This window comes from Streptomyces sp. A18, assembly GCF_059026065.1.
The window spans coordinates 13,336-38,177 of record NZ_JBWLKL010000041.1; the positions used below are offsets into that span (position 1 = coordinate 13,336).

Consider the following 24,842-nt stretch of genomic DNA (forward strand, 5'->3'; position numbering starts at 1 on the left):
CTGCCCATAACCAGTGCCCTCCGGCACACAGATTTCGAGCCTTGGGGAGAACCCGCCGTGACTGAGCCCCAGCCCCTCACCGAACACACCGCTGATGTGATCGTCGTCGGGGCCGGGCCAGCCGGTTCCACGACCGCCTACTACTTGGCGAAGGCCGGACTCGACGTACTCCTTCTGGAGAAGACCGCGTTCCCCAGGGAGAAGGTCTGCGGCGACGGCCTGACGCCGCGCGCCACCAAACAGCTCGTGTCCATGGGGATCGACATCTCCGAGGAGGCGGGCTGGCTGCGGAACAAGGGCCTGCGCATCATCGGGGGCGGCGTCCGGCTCCAGCTGGACTGGCCGGAACTCGCCGCCTATCCGAACTACGGCCTGGTCCGTAAGCGCGACGACTTCGACGAGCAGCTCGCCAACCAGGCCCAGAAGGCGGGCGCGCGCCTGCACCAACGCTGCAACGTCGGCGCCCCGATCGTCGACGAGCGCACGGGTCGCATCACCGGCGTGCACGCCAAGCTCGGCGAGGAGAAGACCCCGGTCACCTTCCACGCCCCGCTGGTGGTGGCCGCCGACGGCAACTCGACGCGGCTCTCCCTCGCGATGGGTCTGCACCGCCGTGACGACCGCCCGATGGGTGTCGCGGTCCGTACGTACTTCACCTCGCCCCGCCACGACGACGACTACCTGGAGTCCTGGCTCGAGCTGTGGGACCGCCGCGGCGCCGAGGACCGGCTCCTGCCCGGATACGGCTGGGTCTTCGGTATGGGCGACGGCACGTCGAACGTGGGTCTCGGCATCCTCGACTCCTCGTCCGCCTACAAGGAGCTCGACTGGCGCGAGGTGTTGAAGGCCTGGTGCGCCTCGATGCCGGAGGACTGGGGCTACACCCCGGACAACATGACGATGCCGATCCGCGGCGCCGCCCTGCCCATGGCCTTCAACCGCCAGCCGCACTACACCAAGGGTCTGCTCCTGGTCGGCGACGCGGGCGGCATGGTGAACCCGTTCAACGGCGAGGGCATCGCGTACGCCATGGAATCCGGGCAGATCGCGGCGGACGTCATCGTCCAGGCGCACGCCCGCTCGACCCCCGGCCAGCGTGAACTGGCGCTGCACAACTACCCGAAGGTCCTCAAGGACACCTACGGCGGCTACTACACGCTGGGCCGCGCCTTCGTGAAGCTCATCGGCAACCCGAAGGTCATGAAGATCGCCACGCAGCGCGGTCTGACGCACCCGATGCTGATGCGCTTCACGCTGAAGATGCTGGCCAACCTGACCGACCCGACGGGCGGCGACGCGATGGACCGCATCATCAACGGTCTGAGCAAGGTGGCCCCGAAGGCGTGATGGCGCTTCTGCACCGGTCAGAGGTGGGGCGTCCGGTTTGCCCCACCCGCCGGTCGGAAGGCAGGCTGGCCGCATGATTTTCATCGCCGTCAAGTTCACCGTCCGCCCCGAGTACGCCGACAGCTGGCTGGAGCGGACCGCCGAGTTCACGCGGGCCACGCGCGCGGAGGAGGGCAACCTCTTCTACGACTGGTCCCGCAGCGTGGACGACCCCAACCAGTACGTCCTCCTGGAGGGCTTCGCCTCGCAGGAGGCGGGCGCGGCGCACGTCGGGTCCGACCACTTCAAGGCCGGTATGGAGTCGATGTCCGAATTGATCGCCTCGACTCCCGAGATCATCCACACCGAGATCCCGGGCAGCAGTTGGTCCGAGATGGGCGAGCTCTCGCCGAAGAGCTGAAGCCCCGCAACGCGCGCAGAAGGGCCGGGAACCCCACTGGGGGGTTCCCGGCCCTTCTGGGTGGCTGTGAGGGCCCTCAGAGGACGCGCACGGCGCCGTCGGCGGGGTAGCCCGACAGATCCTGGATGACAACGCCCTTGCCGGGGTTGGCGGCGTCGAGGTACTGGCCGTTACCGATGTACACACCCACGTGGTACGCGGAGCCCGCGCCACCCCAGTAAAGGATGTCGCCCACCTGGACGTTGGAGAGCGAGACCGGGGTACCCGCGACCGACTGGTCCTGCGAGACGCGCGGAAGGTCCACGCCCGCCTGCTTGAACGCGGCCTGGACGAGGCTGGAGCAGTCCCAGGCGTTCGGTCCAGAGGCACCCATGACGTACGCGTCACCGAGCTGGGCCTTGAGGAAGCTGATGACCGAACCGACGTTGCCGCTGGCCGGGGCGGCCACATCGGCGGATGCGCTGGAGCCGGAACCGGAGGCACTGAGCGTGGTGCGCTCCTCGGAACGCGACGCGCGCTCCTCTTCCGCCTGCTTCTTGGCGGCGGCCTCGGCCTTCGCCTTGGCCTCGGCCTTCTTCTCGGCCTTGGCCTGGTCTTCCTTGGCCTGCTTGGCGGCCTTCACGGCGGCCGCGTCCTGCTCGGCACGGAGCTGGTAGCTGTCGGCGGTCTGCTGAGTGGCTTCAGCGGACTGCGCGATCTGCGTGGAGAGGTCCGCGCTGAGCGTGGGCATTTCGATGGTCTCGGTCACCGGCTCGGCGGCGTTCGCCGTTCCGGCCGCGGCGGCCACTGCCAGGGTGCTGAGGACGCCACCGGCAACTCCGGCGCGCAGGGCCATCTTCGAGGCGCTACGACGGGGCTTCCGGTGGCTGGGTATGTGAGCGGTGTGGGACATGAGACCAACCGCTATCAGGGAGTCCGGGTTCCCTTCAAGAAACGTGGGCTGCGCCACAGTTGCCCGTGGAGGCCCTGAATCCCGGGCGTGTCACTTCTTATTGACGCCGTAACGGGCAATGCGGACAACGTCGATCACGCCTGTGATCATGGGTTTTCTGCGATACGCCCGAATTGCCCGTGGACTACCACCGGTTGAGCCGGTTGGCCAAGCCCCGCTTCTCTGCCGGATCATGCTGTGTGGCGCAGGTCACAGTTTTGGCCCTAGGGGATCTCCCTGAGATCCCGCCGAGACCTTCCTGAGATATCCCGAAGAATTCAGGGGTGTTGTGGGTGTGGGGGACGCGTGACGGATCGACGGCGGATCGACGATGGATCGAGGGTGGATCCACGACGGACGGGTGCCGAGCCGGTGCCGGGTCGATCGGTGTCGACGGCCGTTTCGACCGTCGGCGTGACTGTCGCGCCGACGGCTGATTCGACCGTCGGCGTGACTGTCGTGCCGACGGCTGTTTCGGCAGCCGGCACGACTGCCGTGCCGACCATCGTGCGGACTGCCGTGCCGACAGCCATGCCGACTCACGGGTCGGCTCGTGTCGACCGCTCGTGAATCTGTGCACGCGTCAGCGGCCGTCCACCCTCATTCACACCTCTCCCGCCAAAGTGTGAACGAGCCGCCCCTATCAAGCCATCGCGTCCAGCGCCAATTTGCTTGCGGCGGCCATCGCTTGATAGGGCGACCCCCTTCCGACCAGCGGTAACTCGCCGAGATGTCACCTCTGGTGATCACTCAGGCGCTTCGCGTATGAAGATCACCGCTCATCCGACTTCATGATCCTTCGTCAGGTGGTGGAGATCACAAAGCCGTTGTCGCACCCCGTGTCGCAGATCACAGACCGGCGGGCATAAGATGCGGGGCAGTTGGGCTTGTGACCTGCTTCACATGTAAGCGATCTTCGTGGGCCGCAGTCCAATGCAACCGCCAACAGTCAGTGCCGACTGAGAGGAGCGAGGAGCGTGAATGCCTATGCGCCCATCCTCGTGCTGGGAGCCCTCGGGGCAGGCTTTGCGATCTTCTCCGTGGTCATGGCCACGCTTATCGGTCCAAAGCGGTACAACCGCGCCAAGCTCGAGGCGTACGAATGCGGAATCGAGCCGACGCCGACTCCGGCCGGTGGTGGGCGATTTCCCATCAAGTACTACCTGACGGCGATGCTCTTCATCGTCTTCGACATCGAGATCGTCTTCCTTTACCCCTGGGCCGTCACCTTCGACGCGCTGGGGATTTTCGGGCTCGTGGAGATGCTGCTCTTCGTGCTCACCGTCTTCGTCGCGTACGCGTACGTATGGCGGCGTGGCGGCCTGGAATGGGACTAAGGGTCTGAGGGGCAAAGAGCAATGGGACTCGAAGAGAAACTGCCGAGCGGATTTCTGCTGACCACCGTCGAACAGGCCGCGGGCTGGGTGCGCAAGTCATCCGTCTTCCCCGCGACCTTCGGCCTCGCGTGCTGCGCCATCGAGATGATGACGACGGGGGCCGGGCGCTATGACCTGGCCCGCTTCGGCATGGAGGTCTTCCGCGGTTCACCGCGCCAGGCCGACCTGATGATCGTGGCCGGGCGCGTGAGCCAGAAGATGGCGCCGGTTCTGCGGCAGGTCTATGACCAGATGCCCAACCCCAAGTGGGTCATTTCCATGGGGGTTTGCGCTTCATCGGGCGGGATGTTCAACAATTACGCAATTGTGCAGGGAGTGGACCACATTGTCCCTGTTGACATCTATTTGCCCGGCTGTCCGCCGCGACCCGAGATGCTGATGGACGCGATCCTCAAGCTCCACCAGAAGATCCAGGGCGGCAAGCTCGGGGTCAACGCCGAGGAAGCGGCCCGCGAGGCGGAGGAGGCGGCCCTGAAGGCCCTCCCCACCATCGAGATGAAGGGGCTGCTGCGGTGAGTGACGCGCACGACGAGCACCTGAACGGGAACGGAAACGAGAACGGAAACGGGAACGGCGTTCCGGCTCCCCGCGACGAGGCCGGCAAGGTCATCGGCGTACGGAAGGGCATGTTCGGCGCCAACAACGGCGGCGACACGTCCGGTTACGGCGGTCTCGTGCGGACGGTCACCCTGCCGGGTGCCTCCGCGCGCCCCTACGGAGGCTGGTTCGACGAAGTCGCCGACGAGCTGGAGGGGGCCCTTGAAGAGCAGGGGCTCGTGCCGGAGAACGCGATCGAGAAGACGGTCGTCGACCGCGACGAGCTCACCTTCCACATCGCGCGCGAGCACCTCGTGCGGGTCGCCCAGACCCTGCGCGACGACCCGGCCCTGCGCTTCGAGCTCTGCACGGGCGTCTCGGGTGTGCACTTCCTCGAGGACAAGGGCCGCGAGCTGCACGCCGTCTACCACCTGCGCTCGATCACCCACAACCGCCTGATCCGGCTCGAAGTCAGTGCCCCTGACGCCGATCCGCACGTCCCCTCGCTGGTCGCGGTCTACCCGACGAACGACTGGCACGAGCGCGAGACGTACGACTTCTTCGGCCTGATCTTCGACGGTCACCCAGCCCTTACGCGGATCATGATGCCGGACGACTGGCAGGGCTTCCCGCAGCGCAAGGACTACCCACTCGGCGGCATCGCCGTCGAGTACAAGGGCGCCCAGATCCCGGCTCCGGACCAGCGGAGGTCGTACAGCTGATGAGCACGTCACACGCATCCGCGCGCGAAACGACCGAGGGGACCGTATATACGGTCACCGGCGGCGACTGGGACGAGGTCGTCCAGTCCGCCGCCCGGTCGGACGACGAGCGGATCATCGTCAACATGGGTCCGCAGCACCCCTCCACCCATGGTGTGCTCCGGCTCATCCTGGAGATCGAGGGCGAGACCGTCTCCGAGGCCCGCTGCGGCATCGGCTATCTGCATACGGGCATCGAGAAGAACCTTGAGTACCGCACGTGGACGCAGGGCACGACGTTCGTCACGCGCATGGACTACCTGACGCCGTTCTTCAACGAGACGGCGTACTGCCTGGGGGTCGAGAAGCTCCTCGGCATCGAGGACCAGATCCCGGACCGCGCCTCGGTCCTGCGCGTGCTCCTGATGGAGCTCAACCGCCTCTCCTCGCACCTGGTGGCCATCGCCACCGGTGGCATGGAGCTGGGCGCGACGACGATCATGATCTACGGATTCCGCGATCGTGAACTCGTTCTCGACATCTTCGAGTTGATCACCGGCCTTCGCATGAACCATGCGTTCATCCGGCCCGGCGGGCTCGCGCAGGACCTGCCCCCGGGTGCGGTGGACCAGATGCGCGAGTTCGTGAAGAAGATGAAGAAGAACCTTCCCGAGTACGACAAGCTCGCCACCGGGAACCCCATCTTCAAGGCCCGCATGCAGGACGTCGGCTACCTCGACCTCGCGGGCTCCATGGCCCTCGGCGCCACGGGCCCCGTACTGCGCTCGGCGGGTCTGCCGCACGACCTGCGCAAGTCGCAGCCCTACTGCGGCTACGAGAACTACGAGTTCGACGTGCCGACCGCCGACACCTGCGACTCCTACGGACGCTTCCTGATCCGCCTTGAGGAGATGCGCCAGTCGCTGCGCATCGTCGAGCAGTGTCTGGACCGCCTTGAGCCGGGCCCGGTCATGGTCGCCGACAAGAAGATCGCCTGGCCCGCGCAACTGGCGCTCGGCCCGGACGGCCTCGGCAACTCGCTCGACCACATCAAGAAGATCATGGGCACCTCCATGGAGGCCCTGATCCACCACTTCAAGCTGGTGACCGAGGGCTTCAGGGTCCCGGCCGGACAGGCGTACACCGCGGTCGAGTCGCCCAAGGGCGAGCTCGGTGTGCATGTCGTCTCCGACGGCGGCACCCGCCCCTACCGGGTCCACTTCCGCGACCCGTCCTTCACCAACCTGCAGGCCATGGCGGCGATGTGCGAGGGCGGCCAGGTCGCCGACGTCATCGTCGCTGTCGCATCCCTCGACCCCGTGATGGGAGGCGTCGACCGGTGACCACCACTCCTCAGGGTGCGGGCGTCAGCCTGGGCATGCCCCAACTCCCCGCCCCCGACTTCCCGGCCGACGTACGGGCCAGGCTCGACGCGGACGCCAAGGAGGTCATCTCCCGCTACCCGGACTCCCGGTCCGCGCTGCTCCCGCTGCTGCACCTGGTGCAGGCCGAGGAGGGTCACGTCACGCGCACGGGCATGGCCTTCTGCGCGGAGGTGCTCGGCCTGACCACCGCCGAGGTCACCGCGGTCGCGACCTTCTACACGATGTACCGCAGGAAGCCCTCCGGGGACTACCAGGTCGGTGTCTGCACCAACACGCTGTGCGCCGTCATGGGCGGCGACGCGATCTTCGAGTCGCTCCAGGAGCACCTGGGTGTCGGCAACGAAGGGACCACGGAGGACGGCAAGGTCACGCTGGAGCACATCGAGTGCAACGCGGCCTGTGACTTCGCTCCCGTCGTGATGGTCAACTGGGAGTTCTTCGACAACCAGACTCCCGAGACCGCCAAGCGGCTCGTCGACGACCTGCGCGCAGGCGTGCAGGTCGAGCCGACCCGCGGCGCCCCCTTGTGCACGTACAAGGAGACGGCCCGGATCCTGGCCGGATTCCCGGACGAGCGCGCGGGCGCCGTCGAGGCGAGCGGCGGCGCGGGCCCCGCGTCGCTGATCGGACTCCGCCTGGCCAAGGGCGAGTTGCCGCAGCCGCGCGTGGTGGCACCGCGTACGGGCGGTCCGCAGGACGAGGCGCCTGCCGAGCACCTCAGCTCGCACGACGCACCGCAGGAGACCTCGGCATCCGACCCGGCCCACCCGGCCGGACCGACCGCCGAGGAGGGGGAGTGATGACCTTGGCAGCCGAGATCGACCACGAGACGAGCCCCGAGAAGCTGCTCGCGCCGGTGCTTTCGGCGTTCTGGGACGAAGAGAAGTCCTGGACGCTGGACACCTACCGACGGCACGAGGGGTACGAAGGCCTGCGCAAGGCCCTGGCCATGGCGCCGGACGACCTCATCGCGTACGTGAAGGACTCCGGTCTGCGCGGCCGGGGCGGCGCGGGTTTCCCCACCGGAATGAAATGGCAGTTCATTCCGCAGGGAGACGGGAAGCCGCACTATCTAGTTGTCAACGCCGACGAATCGGAGCCGGGGACCTGCAAGGACATCCCGCTCCTCTTCGCGAACCCGCATAGCCTCATCGAGGGCATCGTGATCGCGTGCTACGCGATCCGTTCGTCGCATGCCTTCATCTACCTGCGTGGTGAGGTCGTCCCCGTGCTCAGGCGGCTGCACGAGGCCGTGCGTGAGGCGAAAGAGGCGGGATTCCTGGGCGAGAACATCCTGGGCAGCGGACTCGATCTCGAACTCACCGTGCACGCGGGCGCGGGCGCGTACATCTGCGGTGAGGAGACCGCGCTGCTCGACTCGCTCGAAGGCCGTCGTGGCCAGCCGCGACTGCGTCCCCCTTTCCCTGCCGTCGCGGGCCTCTACGCATGCCCCACTGTCGTCAATAACGTCGAGTCCATCGCGTCGGTTCCCGCGATCCTGAATCGCGGAAAGGACTGGTTCAAGTCGATGGGGAGCGAGAAGTCCCCCGGCTTCACGCTCTATTCGCTGAGCGGGCACGTCACGAGCCCCGGCCAGTACGAGGCCCCGCTCGGCATCACCCTGCGCCAGCTGCTCGACATGAGCGGCGGGATGCGGGCGGGCCACCGGCTCAAGTTCTGGACGCCGGGTGGATCCTCCACGCCGATGTTCACCGACGAGCATCTCGACGTCCCGCTGGACTACGAGGGCGTGGGCGCCGCCGGTTCGATGCTCGGCACGAAGGCGCTGCAGTGCTTCGACGAGACGACCTGTGTCGTGCGAGCGGTCACGCGCTGGACCGAGTTCTACGCCCACGAGTCCTGCGGCAAGTGCACTCCCTGCCGCGAAGGGACGTACTGGCTGGTGCAGTTGCTGCGCGACATCGAGGCCGGCAAGGGCGTCATGTCCGACCTGGACAAGCTGAACGACATCGCCGACAACATCAACGGCAAGTCCTTCTGCGCCCTCGGTGACGGTGCCGCTTCGCCGATCTTCTCCTCCCTCAAGTACTTCCGCGAGGAGTACGAGGAGCACATCACCGGCAAGGGCTGCCCCTTCGACCCGGCCAAGTCGACTCTCTGGGCCGACCGGCCCGCCGCACATTCGGAGGTGAACGCATGACAGTGACCACCAACAGCGCTCCCTCCGGGGGCGGGGAGGCGGCGGTTCCGCCGGAAGACCTCGTGTCGCTGACGATCGACGGCATCGAGATCAGCGTGCCCAAGGGGACGTTGGTGATCCGCGCCGCCGAGCTCCTCGGCATCGAGATCCCCCGGTTCTGCGACCACCCGCTGCTCGACCCGGCGGGCGCCTGCCGCCAGTGCATCGTCGAGGTGGAGGGCCAGCGCAAGCCGATGGCCTCCTGCACCATCACCTGCACCGACGGCATGGTCGTGAAGTCGCAGCTGTCGTCGCCGGTTGCCGAGAAGGCGCAGCGCGGTGTGATGGAACTGCTCCTCATCAACCACCCGCTGGACTGCCCGGTCTGCGACAAGGGTGGCGAGTGCCCGCTGCAGAACCAGGCGATGCAGGTCGGTGACACGGACTCCCGCTTCGAGGGCAAGAAGCGGACGTTCGAGAAGCCGGTGCCGATCTCCACACAGGTGCTGCTCGACCGCGAGCGGTGCGTGCTGTGCGCGCGCTGCACGCGGTTCAGCAATCAGATCGCCGGTGACCCGATGATCGAGCTCCTCGAGCGCGGCGCCCTGCAGCAGGTCGGCACGGGCGAGGGCGATCCCTTCGAGTCGTACTTCTCCGGGAACACCATCCAGATCTGTCCGGTCGGTGCGCTGACCTCGGCGGCGTATCGCTTCCGCTCCCGGCCCTTCGACCTGGTGTCGTCGCCCTCCGTCTGCGAGCACTGCGCGGGCGGCTGCGCCACGCGCACCGACCACCGGCGCGGCAAGGTCATGCGGCGCCTCGCCGCGGACGACCCCGAGGTCAACGAGGAGTGGCTCTGCGACAAGGGGCGCTTCGGCTTCCGTTACGCGCAGAAGCCGGACCGTCTCACCACGCCGCTGGTGCGCAACTCCGAGACGGGTGAGCTGGAGACGGCCAGTTGGCCCGAAGCACTCGAAGCCGCGGCCACCGGGCTCGCCGCCGCGCGCGGCCGGGCCGGTGTGCTGACCGGCGGGCGCCTCACCGTGGAGGACGCCTACGCGTACAGCAAGTACGCGCGCGTGGCGCTCGACACGAACGACATCGACTTCCGCGCGCGCGTGCACAGCAGCGAGGAGGCCGACTTCCTCGCCGCACGCGTGGCGGGCCGTGGTCGGGATCTCGACGGCACCGGCGTCACGTACGCGGAAGTGGAGAAGGCGCCCGCCGTCCTGCTCGTCGGGCTCGAGTCCGAGGAGGAGGCGCCCGGCATCTTCCTGCGCCTGCGCAAGGCCTGGCGCAAGCACGGCCAGCGGACCTTCTCCCTCGCGACGCACCAGACCCGCGGCCTGGAGAAGGCGGGCGGCACGCTGCTGCCCGCGGCTCCCGGCACGGAGACGGAGTGGCTCGACGCCCTTGCCGGCGGAGTCGGCATCGAGGGCGACGGCGCCAAGGCGTCCGAGGCGCTGCGCACTTCGGGTGCGGTGATCGTGGTCGGCGAGCGGCTCGCCGCCGTGGCGGGCGGGCTCACCGCCGCCGTACGGGTCGCGTCCGCGACCGGTGCGCGGCTGGTGTGGATTCCCCGCAGGGCGGGGGAGCGCGGCGCCGTCGAGGCCGGTGCGCTGCCCTCGCTGCTTCCGGGCGGGCGTCCGTCCACCGACCCGCGCGCGCGGGACGAGGTCGCGACCGCCTGGCGCGTCGCCGAACTCCCGCACCGCTACGGCCGCGACACCGGCCAGATCATCGAGGCGGCGGCGACCGGCGAACTGGGCGCGCTGCTCGTGGCGGGAGTGGAGGTCGCCGACCTTCCCGACCCGGCACGCGCGCGTGAAGCACTCTCCGAGGTCGGGTTCCTGGTCTCCCTGGAGCTGCGGCCCAGCGAGGTCACCGAGCACGCCGACGTCGTACTGCCCGTGGCCGCGGTCGCGGAGAAGCCCGGCACCTTCCTCAACTGGGAGGGCAGGGCGCGGATGTTCGACGCCGCGCTCAAGCCGGACCACATGACGCGCACGCTGGCCCCGACGGACGCGCGTGTGCTGCACATGCTGGCCGACGCCGGGGACGTGCACCTGGGTCTGCCCGACCTGGCGAGCGCACGGCGCGAGCTGGACCGGCTCGGCGGCTGGGACGGGACGCACGCCACCGATCCGGTCGAGACGGCTGCTCAGCCGCCGAGGCCCGCCTCCGGAGAGGCCGTTCTCGCGGGGCACCGGCTGCTGCTCGACCAGGGCCGCCTCCAGGAGGGCGACGAGGCGCTCGCCGGCACGCGGCACGCCGCGGTCGCCCGGCTCTCGGCGGCCACCGCGGCCGAGGCGGGCGTCAAGGACGGCGACGTCCTGGCCGTCACCGGCTCCGCAGGCGCGACCGAACTGCCGCTGCAGGTCACCGAGATGCCCGACCGCGTGGTGTGGCTGCCGCTGAACTCGACCGGGGGAGGCGTCACTTCCGACACGGGAGCGCGCCCCGGCGACCTCGTCCGCATCGGCCCGGCGCTCCTGCCGGAGCCCTCTGAGGCCCCGGAGGTGACGTCGTGATGCACCACATGGTGCCGCTTGCGGCGGAAGACCTGTCCATGTTCGGCCGTGACCCGTGGTGGCTCGTCGCGATCAAGGCGGTGTTCTGCTTCGCGTTCCTGATGGTGACGGTGCTCTTCTCCATCGTGTGGGAGCGCAAGGTCGTCGCCTGGATGCAGCTGCGCATCGGGCCCAACCGGCACGGCCCCTGGGGCATGCTGCAGTCCCTCGCGGACGGCATCAAGCTGATGCTCAAGGAAGACCTGATCGTCAAGCGCGCGGACAAGGTGGTGTACATCCTCGCGCCGATCGTCGCGGCCATCCCGGCCTTCATGGCGATCGCGGTGATCCCCTTCGGACCCGCGGGCAACGAGATCTCCATCTTCGGCCAGCGCACGACGATGCAGCTCACCGACCTGCCGATCGCGATGCTCTACATCCTCGCGGTCGCCTCGGTCGGCATCTATGGCATCGTGCTCGCGGGCTGGAGCTCTGGATCCACCTATCCGCTGCTCGGCGGCCTGCGCTCCTGCGCGCAGATGATCTCGTACGAGATCGCGATGGGCGCCGCGTTCGCCTCGGTGTTCCTCTACTCCGGGTCGATGTCGACCTCGGCGATCGTGGAGGCGCAGGCGGACCGCTGGTACGTCCTGCTGCTTCCGGTCTCGTTCCTGATCTACATCGTGACGATGATCGGCGAGACCAACCGCGCCCCGTTCGACATGCCGGAGTCCGAGGGTGACCTCGTCGGCGGCTTCAACACCGAGTACTCGTCGATCAAGTTCGCGCTGTTCATGCTCGCCGAGTACGTCAACATGGTCACCGTCTCGGCGGTCTCGGTCACCCTCTTCCTGGGCGGCTGGCGGGCCCCGTATCCCATCAGCACCTTCTGGGAGGGCGCGAACCACGGCTGGTGGCCGATGCTCTGGTTCGTGATCAAGGTCCAACTGCTGCTGTTCTTCTTCATCTGGCTGCGCGGCACGCTGCCACGCGTGCGCTACGACCAGCTGATGAAGCTCGGCTGGAAGGTCCTGATCCCGGTCTCGGTCGTCTGGCTGATGCTCGTGGCGACGGTCAGGGCCATGCGGAACGAGGAGTACGACTTCACCTCGATCGCGCTCTATGTGGGCGGCGGAGTCATCGCGCTCCTGTTGCTCTCCGTCGTCGTCGACATCTTCCGCGACAAGCGTGAGAAGGAAGCGGCAGCCGATGAGGAGCCGGTCGCCTTCGACCCGATGGCGGGCGGATTCCCGGTCCCGCCGCTGCCCGGCCAGAGTCTGCCGCCCGTGCCACGCCGACGCTCGCGCCAGGAGCGGGAGTTGATTGTCAGTGGTGGGTCGGATACTCAAAGTGACGGAACCCGAAGTGACGGAAAGGAGGCGTCCGATGGCTGAGTCGAAGAAAGAGTCACAGCAGTCGCACCACGAGTCGAATCAATCGAAGCAGGGGTTCCAGAACCCCGTCGCGGGCTTCGGCGTGACCTTCAAGGCCATGTTCAAGAAGCGGCTGACCGAGCAGTATCCGGAGCAGGAGAAGACCACCGCTCCCCGCTTCCACGGCAGGCATCAGCTCAATCGCCATCCGGACGGCCTGGAGAAGTGCATCGGCTGTGAGCTCTGCGCCTGGGCCTGCCCCGCGGACGCGATCTATGTGGAGGGCGCGGACAACACCGAGGAGGAGCGCTACTCCCCGGGCGAGCGGTACGGCCGCGTCTACCAGATCAACTACGCCCGCTGCATCCTGTGCGGCCTGTGCATCGAGGCGTGCCCCACGCGCGCGTTGACGATGACGAACGAGTTCGAGCTGGCCGACAGCAGCCGCGAGAAGCTCATCTTCACCAAGGAGCAGCTGCTCGCCGGCCTGGAGGAAGGCATGGTCGAGTCACCGCACTCGATCTTCCCGGGCACGGACGAGCAGGACTACTACCGCGGTCTGGTGACGGAGGCGGCTCCCGGCACGGTGCCCCAAGTGGCCCTCTCCAAGGGCGAGACGCCCCAGGAGGCCGCTTCGACCTTCGGTGACTCCGAACCCGCGTCGGGGGAGGTGATCAACCGATGACGCAGCTCGCCGCCTACACCACCTCCACCGGTGAGGCCGTCCAGTTCTGGGTGCTCGGCACGGTCGCCGTGATCGGCGCCCTGTGCACGATCCTCATGAAGAAGGCCGTGCACAGCGCGCTCTGTCTGGCCGGGACCATGATCATCCTGGCGGTCTTCTACCTCGCCAACGGGGCGTACTTCCTGGGCATCGTCCAGGTCGTCGTCTACACCGGCGCGATCATGATGCTCTTCCTCTTCGTGGTCATGCTCGTCGGTGTCACCGCCGCCGACTCCCTGAAGGAGACCATCAAGGGGCAGCGCTGGCTGGCCGGCCTCTGCGGCTTCGGCTTCGCCATCCTGCTCTTCGGGGGGATCGGGAACGCCTCGGTGAACGAGTTCACCGGACTCGGCAAGGCGAACGCGGGCGGCAACGTGGAGGGTCTCGCCGAGGCCATCTTCACGAAGTACGTCTTCGCCTTCGAGATCACCGGCGCCCTGCTCATCACCGCCACCGTCGGCGCGATGGTGCTCACCCACCGCGAGCGCACGGAGCGCGCCAAGACGCAGCGAGAGATGTCCGAGGAGCGCGTGCGCGGCAAGCACCTGCCGCCGCTGCCGGCCCCCGGTGTGTACGCCCGGCACAACGCCGTGGACGTCGCGGGCCTGCTCCCCGACGGCACCCCGTCGGAGCTCACGGTCAACAAGACGCTGCGCGAGCGCGGTCAGATCCGCGACGTGTCGGACGAGGCACTGGACGACCTGCGGGCCCTCGAACAGCGCTCCGAGGAGCGTCTGGAGCGGTCGCCCAAGTCCGAGGAGGCGTCGAAGTGAACCCGGTCAACTACCTGTATCTCGCGGCGCTGTTGTTCTCGATCGGCGCCGCCGGCGTACTGATCAGGCGGAACGCGATCGTGGTCTTCATGTGTATCGAGCTGATGCTCAACGCGTGCAACCTCGCCTTTGTCGCCTTCTCCCGGCTGCACGGCAATCTCGACGGCCAGATCATCGCGTTCTTCACGATGGTCGTCGCCGCGGCGGAAGTCGTGGTCGGCCTCGCGATCATCGTGTCGCTGTTCCGCTCCCGTCACTCGGCCTCGGTCGACGACGCCAGCCTGATGAAGCTGTAAGGGGTCGCTGAAAAGTGGAGAACTCGATCGCGCTGCTCGTAGCGGCGCCTCTGCTCGGAGCGGTCGTACTGCTGTGCGGCGGGCGGCGGTTGGACCGTGTGGGCCACTGGCTCGGCACCCTGCTCGCGGCCGCCTCCTTCGTCGTCGGCGTGGTGCTCTTCGCCGACATGCTGGGCAAGGGCGCCGATGAGCGCTCCCTGTCGCAGCACCTGTTCAGCTGGATCCCCGTAGAGGGCTTCCAGGCGGACGTCGCCTTCCAGCTCGACCAACTGTCGATGACGTTCGTCCTGCTGATCACCGGTGTGGGCACCCTGATCCACATCTACTCCATCGGGTACATGGAGCACGACGAGCGGCGCCGCCGCTTCTTCGGCTATCTGAACCTGTTCCTCGCGGCGATGCTCATCCTGGTCCTCGCCGACAACTACCTCCTCCTGTATGTCGGATGGGAGGGCGTGGGCCTCGCCTCGTACCTCCTGATCGGCTTCTGGCAGCACAAGCCCAGCGCGGCCACCGCCGCGAAGAAGGCCTTCCTGGTCAACAGGGTCGGCGACATGGGCCTGTCGATCGCGATCATGCTGATGTTCACCACCTTCGGGACCTTCGCCTTCGGGCCCGTCCTGGAGGCCACCGGTGAGACGTCGGAGGGCAAGCTGACGGCCATCGGCCTGATGCTGCTGCTCGCGGCGTGCGGCAAGTCGGCACAGGTGCCGCTGCAGTCCTGGCTCGGCGACGCGATGGAGGGCCCGACCCCGGTCTCGGCCCTCATCCACGCGGCGACGATGGTGACCGCGGGCGTGTACTTGATCGTCCGCTCCGGCGCGATCTTCAACGGCGCACCGGACGCGCAGCTCGTCGTCACCGTCGTCGGTGCGGTCACGCTCCTCTTCGGTGCGATCGTCGGTTGCGCGAAGGACGACATCAAGAAGGCCCTCGCCGGATCGACGATGTCCCAGATCGGGTACATGATCCTGGCCGCGGGCCTCGGCCCCATCGGCTACGTCTTCGCGATCATGCACCTGGTGACGCACGGCTTCTTCAAGGCCGGGCTCTTCCTGGGGGCCGGTTCGGTCATGCACGGCATGAACGACGAGGTCGACATGAGGAAGTACGGCGGCCTGCGGAAGTACATGCCGGTCACCTTCGTGACCTTCGGGCTCGGCTATCTGGCGATCATCGGCTTCCCCGGTCTGTCCGGCTTCTTCTCCAAGGACAAGATCATCGAGGCGGCGTTCGCCAAGGGCGGCACGGAGGGCTGGATCCTCGGCTCGGTCGCGCTGCTCGGCGCCGCGATCACCGCGTTCTATATGACACGCGTAATGATCATGACCTTCTTCGGAGAGAAGCGCTGGCAGCCCGACGCGGAAGGCCACGAGCCGCACCCGCACGAGTCGCCCAAGTCGATGACGATCCCGATGATCGTGCTCGCCTTCGGGTCGGTGTTCGCGGGTGGCTTCTTCAGCATCGGCGACCGCTTCACGCACTGGCTGGAGCCGGTCACCCGGCACGACCACGGGCACTCGCCGCTGAGCGCCACCACGGTCACCGGTGCCACCATGGTGGTCCTGCTCATCGGTGTGGCTCTGGCCTACGTGCAGTACGGCCGCCGTCCCGTCCCGGTCACCGCCCCGCGCGGTTCGCTGCTCACCCGGGCCGCCCGGCGCGATCTCCTCCAGGACGACTTCAACCACGTCGTCCTGGTCCGCGGCGGAGAGCACCTCACCCGCTCCCTGGTCTACGTCGACCACACCCTGGTCGACGGAGTCGTCAACGGCTCGGCGGCCTCGGTCGGCGGCTTCTCCGGGCGGCTTCGCAAGATGCAGAACGGCTATGCCCGCTCCTACGCGGTCTCGATGTTCGGCGGCGTTGCGGTACTCATCGCCGCGACCCTGCTGATGAGGGCGGTCTGATACCGATGTCCTTTCCTCTGCTGACAGCGACGGCGGCCCTGCCCGCGCTCGGCGCGATCGCCACGGCGGCCGTCCCGGCCGCCCGGCGGACCGCCGCCAAGTGGCTCGCGCTGCTCGTGTCGCTCGCCACGCTCGCCCTCGCCGTGACCGTGCTCGTGCGGTTCGACCCGGGCGGCGACCGCTATCAACTGACCGAATCCCGCTCCTGGATCGCGGAATTCGGAGTGCGGTACGAGCTGGGGGTCGACGGCATCGGCGTCGCCCTCATCGCGCTCACCGCACTCCTGATGCCCTTCATCATCCTGGCCGGCTGGCACGACGCCGACCCCCTGGAGACGAAGTCCTCGCGCTGGCGGCCGACTCAGGGCTTCTTCGCCCTGATCCTCGCCGTCGAGGCGATGGTGATCATCTCCTTCGCGGCCACCGACGTCTTCCTCTTCTACATCTTTTTCGAAGCCATGCTCATCCCGATGTACTTCCTCATCGGCGGCTTCGGAGACCGCGCCCACGCGGGCAGCGACGAGAAGGCATCGGCGCAACGCTCGTACGCGGCCGTGAAGTTCCTCCTCTACAACCTCGTCGGCGGCCTCATCATGCTGGCCGCCGTGATCGGGCTCTACGTGGTGGCGGGGAACTTCTCGCTCCAGGAGATCGCCGAAGCGCGGGCCAACGGCACGCTCGACATGGCGACCAGCACCGAGCGGTGGCTCTTCCTCGGCTTCTTCTTCGCCTTCGCGGTGAAGGCGCCGCTGTGGCCGCTGCACACCTGGCTGCCGAACGCGATGGGCGAGTCCACGGCCCCGGTGGCCGTGCTGATCACGGCAGTCGTCGACAAGGTCGGCACCTTCGCGATGCTGCGCTTCTGCCTCGGGCTCTTCCCCGAGGCGAGCAAGTGGGCGACGCCGGTCGTCCTCGTGCTCGCACTGATCAGCATCATCTACGGCGCGCTGCTCGCGGTCGGCCAGCGCGACATCAAGCGCCTGGTGGCGTACGCGTCGATCTCGCACTTCGGGTTCATCATTCTCGGCATCTTCGCGATGACCTCACAGGGCCAGTCCGGCGCGACGCTCTACATGGTCAACCACGGGATCTCGACCGCCGCCCTGATGCTGGTGGCAGGCTTCCTGATCTCGCGGCGCGGTTCGCGGCTCATCGCGGACTACGGAGGGGTGCAGAAGGTCGCGCCGGTGCTCGCGGGCACCTTCCTGATCGGCGGACTCGCGACACTCTCGCTGCCGGGGCTCGCCCCGTTCGTGAGTGAATTCCTGGTCCTGGTCGGCGCGTTCGCGCGCTATCCGGTGGTCGGGATCATCGCCACCATCGGCATCGTGCTCGCCGCGCTCTACACCCTCGTCCTCTACCAGCGGACGATGACGGGCCCGGTGAAGCCGGAGGTCTCGGCCATGCCGGACCTGCGGGTGCGTGAACTCGTGGTCGTCGCGCCGCTGATCGCGCTCCTGATCGGCCTCGGCGTCTACCCGAAGCCGCTCACCGAGCTGGTGAACCCGGCGGTCGAGCACACCATGTCCGACGTACAGCAGAAGGACCCGAAGCCCGACGTGGAGGCGGCCAAGTGAGCGCATCAGCCGTCCACAGCCTGTGGACAATGGCGTCGGCCGCGGCGCCGCAAGATCAGATCGACAAGATCGACACTCCCACGATCGAATACGCGCAGCTGTCACCGACGTTGATCGTCATCGGTGCGGCGGTCCTCGGGATCCTCATCGAGGCCTTCGTACCGCGCAAATCCCGTTACTACGTGCAGGTGTTCGTGGCCGTCGTCGCCCTCACCGCGGCGTTCGCCGCGGTCGTCGGCCTCGCGACCACCGGGTACGCGTCGACGAAGGCGAACGTCGCCGCGATGGGCGCCATCGCTGTCGACGGGCCCGCGCTCTTCCTGCAGGGCACGATCCTCCTCGCGAGTCTCGTAGCGATCTTCACCTTCGCGGAGCGGCGGCTCGACCCGGTGGCGCACGGCGTTGGGGCCTCCCCTGCTCGAACGAAGTTGAGAGCTTGGGGACGCGTCGACTCGTTCGTCGCACAGGCCGGATCGACGCCGGGCAGCGAAGGCGAAAAGGCCGCCACCAAGGCCGGGTTCACCACCACCGAGGTGTTCCCGCTCGCCCTCTTCGCGGTCGGCGGGATGCTCGTCTTCCCCTCGGCGAACGACCTTTTGACGCTCTTCATCGCCCTTGAGGTCTTCTCGCTGCCGCTCTACCTGCTCTGCGCGCTCGCCCGCCGCAAGCGCCTGATGTCGCAGGAAGCCGCCGTCAAGTACTTCCTGCTCGGCTCGTTCTCCTCGGCGTTCCTGCTCTTCGGGATCGCCTTGCTCTACGGGTACGCGGGCTCCGTGTCGTACGGCACGATCGCGAAGGTCATCGACGGCAGCGTCCAGGAGGTCAACCCCGCGCTCGCCGACACCATGGGCAACGACGCGTTGCTCCTGATCGGCGCCGCCATGATCGTCATGGGGCTGCTCTTCAAGGTCGGCGCGGTGCCGTTCCACATGTGGACGCCCGACGTGTACCAAGGCGCTCCCACCCCGGTCACCGGCTTCATGGCCGCGGCGACGAAGGTGGCCGCCTTCGGCGCGCTGCTCCGGCTGCTCTACGTGGTCCTGCCGGGCCTTCGCTGGGACTGGCGTCCCGTGATGTGGGGCGTCGTGATCCTCACGATGCTGGCCGGCGCGATCGTCGCGATCACGCAGACCGACATCAAGCGGCTGCTCGCGTACTCCTCGATCGCCCACGCGGGCTTCATCCTCGCCGGTGTCATCGCCATGACCCCGGACGGCATCTCGTCGGTCCTCTTCTATCTGGCGGCCTACTCCTTCGTGACGATCGGCGCGTTCGCGGTGGTCACGCTGGTGCGGGACGCGGGCGGTGAGGCCACGCACCTGTCCAAGTGGGCGGGGCTCGGCCGGCGCTCGCCGCTGGTCGCCGCCGTCTTCGCGGTGTTCCTGCTCGCCTTCGCCGGCATTCCGCTGACCTCCGGGTTCTCCGGGAAGTTCGCGGTGTTCAAGGCGGCGGCCGAGGGCGGTGCCGGTGCGCTGGTCGTGGTCGGTGTGATCTCGTCCGCGATCGCCGCGTTCTTCTACATCCGCGTGATCGTGCTCATGTTCTTCAGCGAGCCGAAGGCGGACGGACCGACTGTGGCCGTGCCCTCGCCGCTGACGATGACGGCGATCGGGGTGGGCGTCGCGGTGACGCTGGTCCTGGGCGTGGCCCCGCAGTACTTCCTGGATCTGGCGAACCAGGCGGGGGTCTTCGTCCGGTAGCCGATCCGTCCGGTGGTCCACTTGTTCCAGTGATCCACTTGTTGCGGTGGTCCACCTGTTCCGATAGCCCGCCTGTTCTACTCGCCGCCGCCCGGCACCCCTCTCAGACGGGGTGCCGGGCGGCGGCCTGTGGATAACTCCGGAGGTGTCGGTGCGGAGCCCTATCGTGGAGGCAGTGGTCGAAGCGCGACGTACGGGGGCAGGGCGATGGATGGGATCGATGGCATGAGCGAGGTGACCGTACCGAGCGCGGTGGCGGAGAGTGACGCACTGCGGACGCTGCACCGCGTCTTCGGATATGACGCGTTCCGCGGCGAGCAGGAAGCGATCATCGAGCACGTGGTCGCGGGCGGGGACTCCGTCGTCCTGATGCCCACCGGTGGCGGCAAGTCGCTCTGCTATCAGATCCCGGCACTGGTGCGGCCCGGCACCGGTGTGGTCGTCTCCCCCCTCATCGCGCTCATGCAGGACCAGGTGGACGCGCTGCGTGCGCTCGGCGTGCGGGCCGGGTTCATCAACTCCACGCAGGACTTCGACGAGCGGCGCGTGATGGAGGCCGAGTTCCTCGCCGGGGAGCTCGACGTGCTGTATCTGGCGCCGGAGCGGCTGCGCCTTGAGGGGACGCTCGATCTGCTCTCCCGCGCCAAGATCTCCGTCTTCGCGATCGACGAGGCGCACTGCGTGGCGCAGTGGGGCCACGACTTCCGCCCGGACTATCTGGCGCTCTCCCTGCTCGGCGAGCGCTGGCCGGAGGTTCCCAGGATCGCCCTGACGGCGACGGCGACGCACGCCACGCACCGGGAGATCACCGAGCGGCTCGGCATGCCGGACGCGAAGCACTTCGTGGCGAGCTTCGACCGGCCCAACATCCAGTACCGCATCGTGCCGAAGGCCGAGCCGAAGAAGCAGCTCCTGTCCTTCCTCAAGGAGGAGCACGAGGGTGACGCGGGCATCGTCTACTGCCTCTCGCGTAATTCGGTCGAGAAGACCGCCGAGTTCCTCTGCAAGAACGGCATCGAGGCCGTTCCGTACCACGCGGGCCTGGACGGCGGGACGCGCGCGAGGCACCAGTCCCGCTTCCTGCGGGAGGAGGGCCTGGTCGTTTGCGCCACGATCGCCTTCGGCATGGGCATCGACAAGCCGGACGTCCGCTTCGTCGCACACCTCGACCTGCCGAAGTCGGTCGAGGGGTACTACCAGGAGACGGGCCGCGCAGGACGTGACGGCCTGCCCTCCACGGCCTGGATGGCGTACGGCCTCCAGGACGTGGTCCAGCAGCGGAAGATGATCCAGGGCAGCGAGGGGGACGAGGCGTTCCGCCGCCGGGCAGCCTCGCACCTGGACTCGATGCTGGCCCTGTGCGAGACGGCCCAGTGCCGCAGGGGCCAGCTCCTCACCTACTTCGGCCAGGACGCGAGCGGTCGGTCCTGCGGGAACTGCGACACGTGTCTCACACCCCCGGAGACCTGGGACGGCACGGTCCCGGCCCAGAAGGTCCTCTCCACGATCGTCCGTCTGCAGCGCGAGCGCGGGCAGAAGTTCGGCGCGGGCCAGATCATCGACATCCTGCTCGGCAAGAAGACGGCCAAGGTCATCCAGTTCGACCACGACCAGCTCTCGGTGTTCGGCATCGGCGAGGAGCTCGCGGAGGCCGAATGGCGTGGCGTGGTGCGGCAGTTGCTGGCGCAGGGGCTCCTCGCGGTCGAGGGGGAGTACGGCACGTTGGTCCTGACCGAGGAGAGCGGTTCGGTCCTCGGCCGGGAGCGGGAGGTGCGGTTGCGCAAGGAGCCGAAACGTCCCGCTGCGGCGAAGGCGGCCAAGGGCGAGCGGAAGGCGAAGGCCGCGGCTGCCGTCGCGGAGCTGCCTCAGGAAGCGGTGCCGGTGTTCGAGGCGCTGCGGGCATGGCGGGGCGCGCAGGCCAAGGAGCTCGGCCTGCCGGCGTACGTGATCTTCCACGACGCCACACTCCGGGAGATCGCCACGCTGCGTCCCGCGTCCTTGGCGGAGTTGGGCAGCGTCAGCGGCCTCGGCGAGAAGAAGCTGGCGACGTACGGGGAGGGAGTGCTGGGGGTCCTGGCGGAGCTGGACGGTACGGGGGCGCCGGCGCCGACGGGGGCTCCGGCGCCGACGCCGACGGCTGCTCCGGTGCCCCCGCAGGCTCCGGCTCCCCCGCAGGCTCCGGCTCCCCCGGAGGAGGAGTGGCCGGAGCCGCCGGAGGACTTCTGAGCAGCGCGTCGGGGAGAGGAGTCGGGGGTGGATCCACCCCCGCCCCTTGGCCGTCATCTGCGGGTGCGTCGTGGCTGGTCGCGCGCTTCCCCGCGCCCCTTCGGGGCGCTCAGCGAGCGGCGGTGATTCTGCCGGAAACATCCCCGAGGCCCACCCGGGTCCCGTCCGGGCCCGGGGCCCACGCCGAGAGCGTCACCTCGTCACCATCCTCAAGGAACGTCCGCTTACCGTCCGGGAGGACAAGAGCGTCGCGGCCGTTCCAGGTGATCTCGATCAGGGAGCCGTACTGACCCTCATCGGGACCGCTCACCGTGCCCGAGCCGTACAGGTCGCCCGTGCGCAAGGACGCGCCGTTAGCCGTCATGTGGGCCAGCTGCTGGGCGGCCGTCCAGTAGACGGTGGAGAAGGGGGGCTCGGAGATGACGTGGCCGTTCAGGGTCACGGTGATGCGCAGGTCGTAGCCGGCGGGCTCGTCGGCCACGGACTCAGCGGAGTCGTCCAGGTAGGGGAGGAGTGCGTGCGTACGCTCCGGAGGGGCGATCCGCGCCGCGTCCAGGGCCTCCAGGGGGGTGATCCATGCCGAGACCGAGGTGCAGAAGGACTTGCCGAGGAACGGTCCGAGCGGAACGTACTCCCAGGCCTGGATGTCGCGCGCCGACCAGTCGTTCAGGAGGCTGAGACCGAAGACGTGCTCCCGGAAGTCCGCCAGCGGCACCGGTGTGCCCAGCTCCGACGGCGTACCCACGACGAAGCCGACCTCGGCCTCGATGTCCAGGCGGACGGAGGGCCCGAAGACCGGCGCCGTCTCCGCGGGAGCCTTGCGCTGGCCCGACGGACGTACCACCTCGGTCCCGGAGACCACAACAGTGCCGGACCGGCCGTGGTAACCGATGGGCAGGTGCTTCCAGTTGGGGGTCAGCGGGCTCGGTGCGTCCGGGCGGAAGATCTGGCCCAGGTGGGTCGCGTGGTGCTCGGACGCGTAGAAGTCCACATAGTCCGCGACCTCGAAGGGGAGGTGCAGCGTGACCTCGGACAGCGGGTGCAGCAAGGGGCGTACGACCTCGCGGTGGGCGGGGATCGTCACCCACGCGGTGAGCGCCCGCCGCACGTCGGACCAGGCGGTGCGGCCGGCGGCGAGCAGCGGGTTCAGCGTGGGCCTTGCGAGCAGCGAGACATAGGGCGAGCCGAGCGCGGCCGCGACGGCGCCCGCGTCGAGGACGTGATCGCCGAGCCGTACGCCGACACGGCGCTCCGCGACCCCCGCCGCGTCCCCTGCCAGGGAGAACACGCCGTACGGGAGATTGTGCGGCCCGAAGGGGTCGCCCTCCGCGAGAGCGAAGGGGTCGATTGCGGAGCGGACGGAAGGGTTGCTCCCGGCCTGATCGAGCGGGGTGTGCTCGGACATGCGTACCTGCCTCGCTTCCAGATGGGTGTGCCACACGTTACGTGGAAGCCACCGGTTGGGGCAGTGTCTAAAGAGTTCGCAATGTCCGGATAAACCTTGCTGGAGTGGTCAGTTCCGGCTTAGCGTCCATTGGGGGGACGCGGACGGGGTGGGTCCGGGTCATACGGAGGGACACGTGGGGGGACCCGTGGCCATGACCAACGACAGCATGCCCTTCACGGCCGACCGTGAGGTGCCCGGCCTGATCGTGAAGTTCGGCGACTATCCGCTGCACCACGGCGGCGTGGGGGCGATCCGCAGCCTGGGGCGGCTCGGCGTGCCCATGTACGCGATCACGGAGGACCGTTACACACCGGCCGCGGCCTCCCGCCATCTCACCCGCGCCTTTCCCTGGCCGACCACCGGCGCGGAGGAGCCGGAGCGGCTCGTCGAGGGGATGCTGCGCGTCGCGCGCCGGATCGGCAGACCCACGGTCCTGATCCCGACCGACGAGGAAGCGGCCGTCCTCATCGCCGAGCATCAGGAGCCGCTGAGCGCGGCGGGGTTCCTCTTTCCGCGCGTGGACCCGGAGTTACCCCGCCGCCTGGCCAGCAAGCGGGGCCTGCACGAGCTGTGCGTGGAGCACGGCATCGCATCGCCCGCGGCGTCCTTCCCCGAGAGCTACGGGGACATAGCGGAGTTCGCCGCTGCGGCGGTCTTCCCGGTCGTCGCCAAGAACCGCGAGGCGTTCACGCGCCGCTCCTGTCCGGCGGTGAACGGGACGACGCGCATAGAGACCCCGCAGGGCCTGCTCGGCCTGGCCCGTGGCTGGGGCGAGCGCCCCGGAGTGATTCTCCAGGAGTATCTGCCGAGGGAGCAGGCCGAGGACTGGATCGTGCACGCGTACTTCGACGCGGACTCGGTGCCCCGCGCGATGTTCACGGGGGTCAAGGTGCGCTCCTGGCCGCCGCACGCGGGGATGACGGCGCATGCGTACGTCGTCGACAATCCGGAACTCGCGGACCTCGCCGCACGTTTCATCAAACAGATCGGCTTCACCGGCGTCATCGACCTGGACCTGCGCTTCGACCGGCGCGACGGTCAGTACAAACTGCTCGACTTCAACCCCCGCATGGGCGCGCAGTTCCGGCTCTTCGAGAACGAATCCGGTATCGACGTGGTCCGCGCGATGCACCTGCACCTGACAGGCCGCACTGTTCCGGAGGGGGAGCAGCGCGCCGGTCGTCGGTACGTCGTGGAGAACATCGACCTACCCGCCCTCCTCGCCTACCGCCGCAGTGGCTACACGACACCGCACGCGCCCCCGCACGCGAGCGGCACGGAGCTGGCATGGCTCGCGTCGGACGACATGAAGCCGTTCTTCACGATGCTCGCGCGATTCATCCGGCCGGGGGCGAAGCATCTGTACCAACTGTGGCGGACCAACAGACGGGGCAGCACGACCGGTTGAGCAGGCCGCCGAACCATGCACCACACGAAGTAGGCACACGCAGTAAGTGACGTCCTGGGG

The 24,842-nt window shown here is 68.2% G+C and carries 20 protein-coding genes; 18 read left to right on the plus strand and 2 right to left on the minus strand.

The window, feature by feature from the left end; translation table 11 throughout:
• The first annotated feature begins 57 nt into the window (after positions 1-57).
• Together AC5P1C_RS36710 and AC5P1C_RS36715 are read left to right on the plus strand one after the other, a co-directional pair.
• Positions 58-1,347 carry a geranylgeranyl reductase family protein gene (locus AC5P1C_RS36710; RefSeq protein WP_493870305.1) on the plus strand — a complete coding sequence of 430 codons (1,290 nt, stop codon included), beginning with the start codon at positions 58-60 and terminating at the stop codon, positions 1,345-1,347.
• A gap of 73 nt (positions 1,348-1,420) precedes the next feature.
• Positions 1,421-1,747: a putative quinol monooxygenase gene (locus AC5P1C_RS36715; RefSeq protein ID WP_371527811.1), complete on the plus strand. Its 327-nt coding sequence runs from the start codon at positions 1,421-1,423 to the stop codon at positions 1,745-1,747.
• Positions 1,748-1,823: 76 nt separating this feature from the next.
• Here the strand turns inward: AC5P1C_RS36715 and AC5P1C_RS36720 are convergent, their stop codons facing one another.
• On the minus strand, positions 1,824-2,639 hold the full coding sequence (locus AC5P1C_RS36720; protein WP_493870306.1) for a C40 family peptidase: 816 nt from the start codon (positions 2,637-2,639) through the stop codon (positions 1,824-1,826).
• A gap of 1,016 nt (positions 2,640-3,655) precedes the next feature.
• Between AC5P1C_RS36720 and AC5P1C_RS36725 the strand changes: the two genes are divergently transcribed.
• The 15 genes from AC5P1C_RS36725 (at position 3,656) to recQ (ending at position 21,927) form a co-directional block, all read left to right on the plus strand.
• Positions 3,656-4,015 (plus strand): NADH-quinone oxidoreductase subunit A, encoded by a 360-nt coding sequence (locus AC5P1C_RS36725; protein ID WP_003992243.1) that lies wholly within the window; start codon positions 3,656-3,658, stop codon positions 4,013-4,015.
• A 21-nt stretch (positions 4,016-4,036) separates the two neighbouring features.
• A complete protein-coding gene (locus AC5P1C_RS36730) occupies positions 4,037-4,591 on the plus strand; it encodes a NuoB/complex I 20 kDa subunit family protein (protein WP_160506582.1) in 555 nt (184 codons plus the stop codon).
• The gene (locus AC5P1C_RS36735) at positions 4,588-5,334 is read left to right on the plus strand and encodes an NADH-quinone oxidoreductase subunit C (protein ID WP_493870307.1); all 747 of its coding nucleotides are present in this window, start codon (positions 4,588-4,590) and stop codon (positions 5,332-5,334) included. The genes AC5P1C_RS36730 and AC5P1C_RS36735 overlap by 4 nt, the downstream gene beginning before the upstream one ends.
• On the plus strand, positions 5,334-6,656 hold the full coding sequence (locus AC5P1C_RS36740) for an NADH-quinone oxidoreductase subunit D (protein WP_493870308.1): 1,323 nt from the start codon (positions 5,334-5,336) through the stop codon (positions 6,654-6,656). The genes AC5P1C_RS36735 and AC5P1C_RS36740 overlap by 1 nt, the downstream gene beginning before the upstream one ends.
• Before the next feature lie 35 nt (positions 6,657-6,691).
• Entirely contained in the window at positions 6,692-7,498 is an 807-nt protein-coding gene (nuoE, locus tag AC5P1C_RS36745; RefSeq protein WP_493870337.1) for an NADH-quinone oxidoreductase subunit NuoE, read from the plus strand.
• Complete coding sequence (gene nuoF / locus AC5P1C_RS36750; RefSeq protein ID WP_493870309.1) at positions 7,495-8,859, plus strand: NADH-quinone oxidoreductase subunit NuoF; 1,365 nt, start codon at positions 7,495-7,497, stop codon at positions 8,857-8,859. The genes nuoE and nuoF overlap by 4 nt, the downstream gene beginning before the upstream one ends.
• Positions 8,856-11,369, plus strand: coding sequence for an NADH-quinone oxidoreductase subunit G (locus tag AC5P1C_RS36755; protein ID WP_493870310.1), 2,514 nt, complete (start codon positions 8,856-8,858; stop codon positions 11,367-11,369). The genes nuoF and AC5P1C_RS36755 overlap by 4 nt, the downstream gene beginning before the upstream one ends.
• On the plus strand, positions 11,369-12,742 hold the full coding sequence (nuoH, locus tag AC5P1C_RS36760) for an NADH-quinone oxidoreductase subunit NuoH (RefSeq protein WP_493870338.1): 1,374 nt from the start codon (positions 11,369-11,371) through the stop codon (positions 12,740-12,742). Before AC5P1C_RS36755 ends, nuoH begins: the two co-directional genes overlap by 1 nt.
• On the plus strand, positions 12,735-13,406 hold the full coding sequence (gene nuoI / locus AC5P1C_RS36765; RefSeq protein ID WP_493870311.1) for an NADH-quinone oxidoreductase subunit NuoI: 672 nt from the start codon (positions 12,735-12,737) through the stop codon (positions 13,404-13,406). Before nuoH ends, nuoI begins: the two co-directional genes overlap by 8 nt.
• Complete coding sequence (locus tag AC5P1C_RS36770; RefSeq protein WP_493870312.1) at positions 13,403-14,218, plus strand: NADH-quinone oxidoreductase subunit J; 816 nt, start codon at positions 13,403-13,405, stop codon at positions 14,216-14,218. The genes nuoI and AC5P1C_RS36770 overlap by 4 nt, the downstream gene beginning before the upstream one ends.
• Positions 14,215-14,514, plus strand: a complete 300-nt coding sequence (gene nuoK / locus AC5P1C_RS36775; RefSeq protein ID WP_493870313.1) for an NADH-quinone oxidoreductase subunit NuoK — start codon at positions 14,215-14,217, stop codon at positions 14,512-14,514. The genes AC5P1C_RS36770 and nuoK overlap by 4 nt, the downstream gene beginning before the upstream one ends.
• A 14-nt stretch (positions 14,515-14,528) precedes the next feature.
• Positions 14,529-16,424, plus strand: a complete 1,896-nt coding sequence (gene nuoL / locus AC5P1C_RS36780) for an NADH-quinone oxidoreductase subunit L (RefSeq protein ID WP_493870314.1) — start codon at positions 14,529-14,531, stop codon at positions 16,422-16,424.
• Positions 16,425-16,429: 5 nt separating this feature from the next.
• Positions 16,430-18,001: an NADH-quinone oxidoreductase subunit M gene (locus AC5P1C_RS36785; RefSeq protein WP_493870315.1), complete on the plus strand. Its 1,572-nt coding sequence runs from the start codon at positions 16,430-16,432 to the stop codon at positions 17,999-18,001.
• Positions 17,998-19,701 carry an NADH-quinone oxidoreductase subunit NuoN gene (nuoN, locus tag AC5P1C_RS36790; RefSeq protein WP_493870316.1) on the plus strand — a complete coding sequence of 568 codons (1,704 nt, stop codon included), beginning with the start codon at positions 17,998-18,000 and terminating at the stop codon, positions 19,699-19,701. The genes AC5P1C_RS36785 and nuoN overlap by 4 nt, the downstream gene beginning before the upstream one ends.
• Positions 19,702-19,926: 225 nt before the next feature.
• Positions 19,927-21,927 (plus strand): DNA helicase RecQ, encoded by a 2,001-nt coding sequence (gene recQ, locus AC5P1C_RS36795; protein ID WP_493870317.1) that lies wholly within the window; start codon positions 19,927-19,929, stop codon positions 21,925-21,927.
• Between the two features lie 109 nt (positions 21,928-22,036).
• Here the strand turns inward: recQ and fahA are convergent, their stop codons facing one another.
• Positions 22,037-23,332, minus strand: a complete 1,296-nt coding sequence (gene fahA, locus AC5P1C_RS36800; RefSeq protein WP_493870318.1) for a fumarylacetoacetase — start codon at positions 23,330-23,332, stop codon at positions 22,037-22,039.
• 208 nt (positions 23,333-23,540) lie between these two features.
• Between fahA and AC5P1C_RS36805 the strand changes: the two genes are divergently transcribed.
• Entirely contained in the window at positions 23,541-24,782 is a 1,242-nt protein-coding gene (locus AC5P1C_RS36805; RefSeq protein ID WP_493870339.1) for a carboxylate--amine ligase, read from the plus strand.
• The last annotated feature ends 60 nt before the right edge of the window (positions 24,783-24,842 follow it).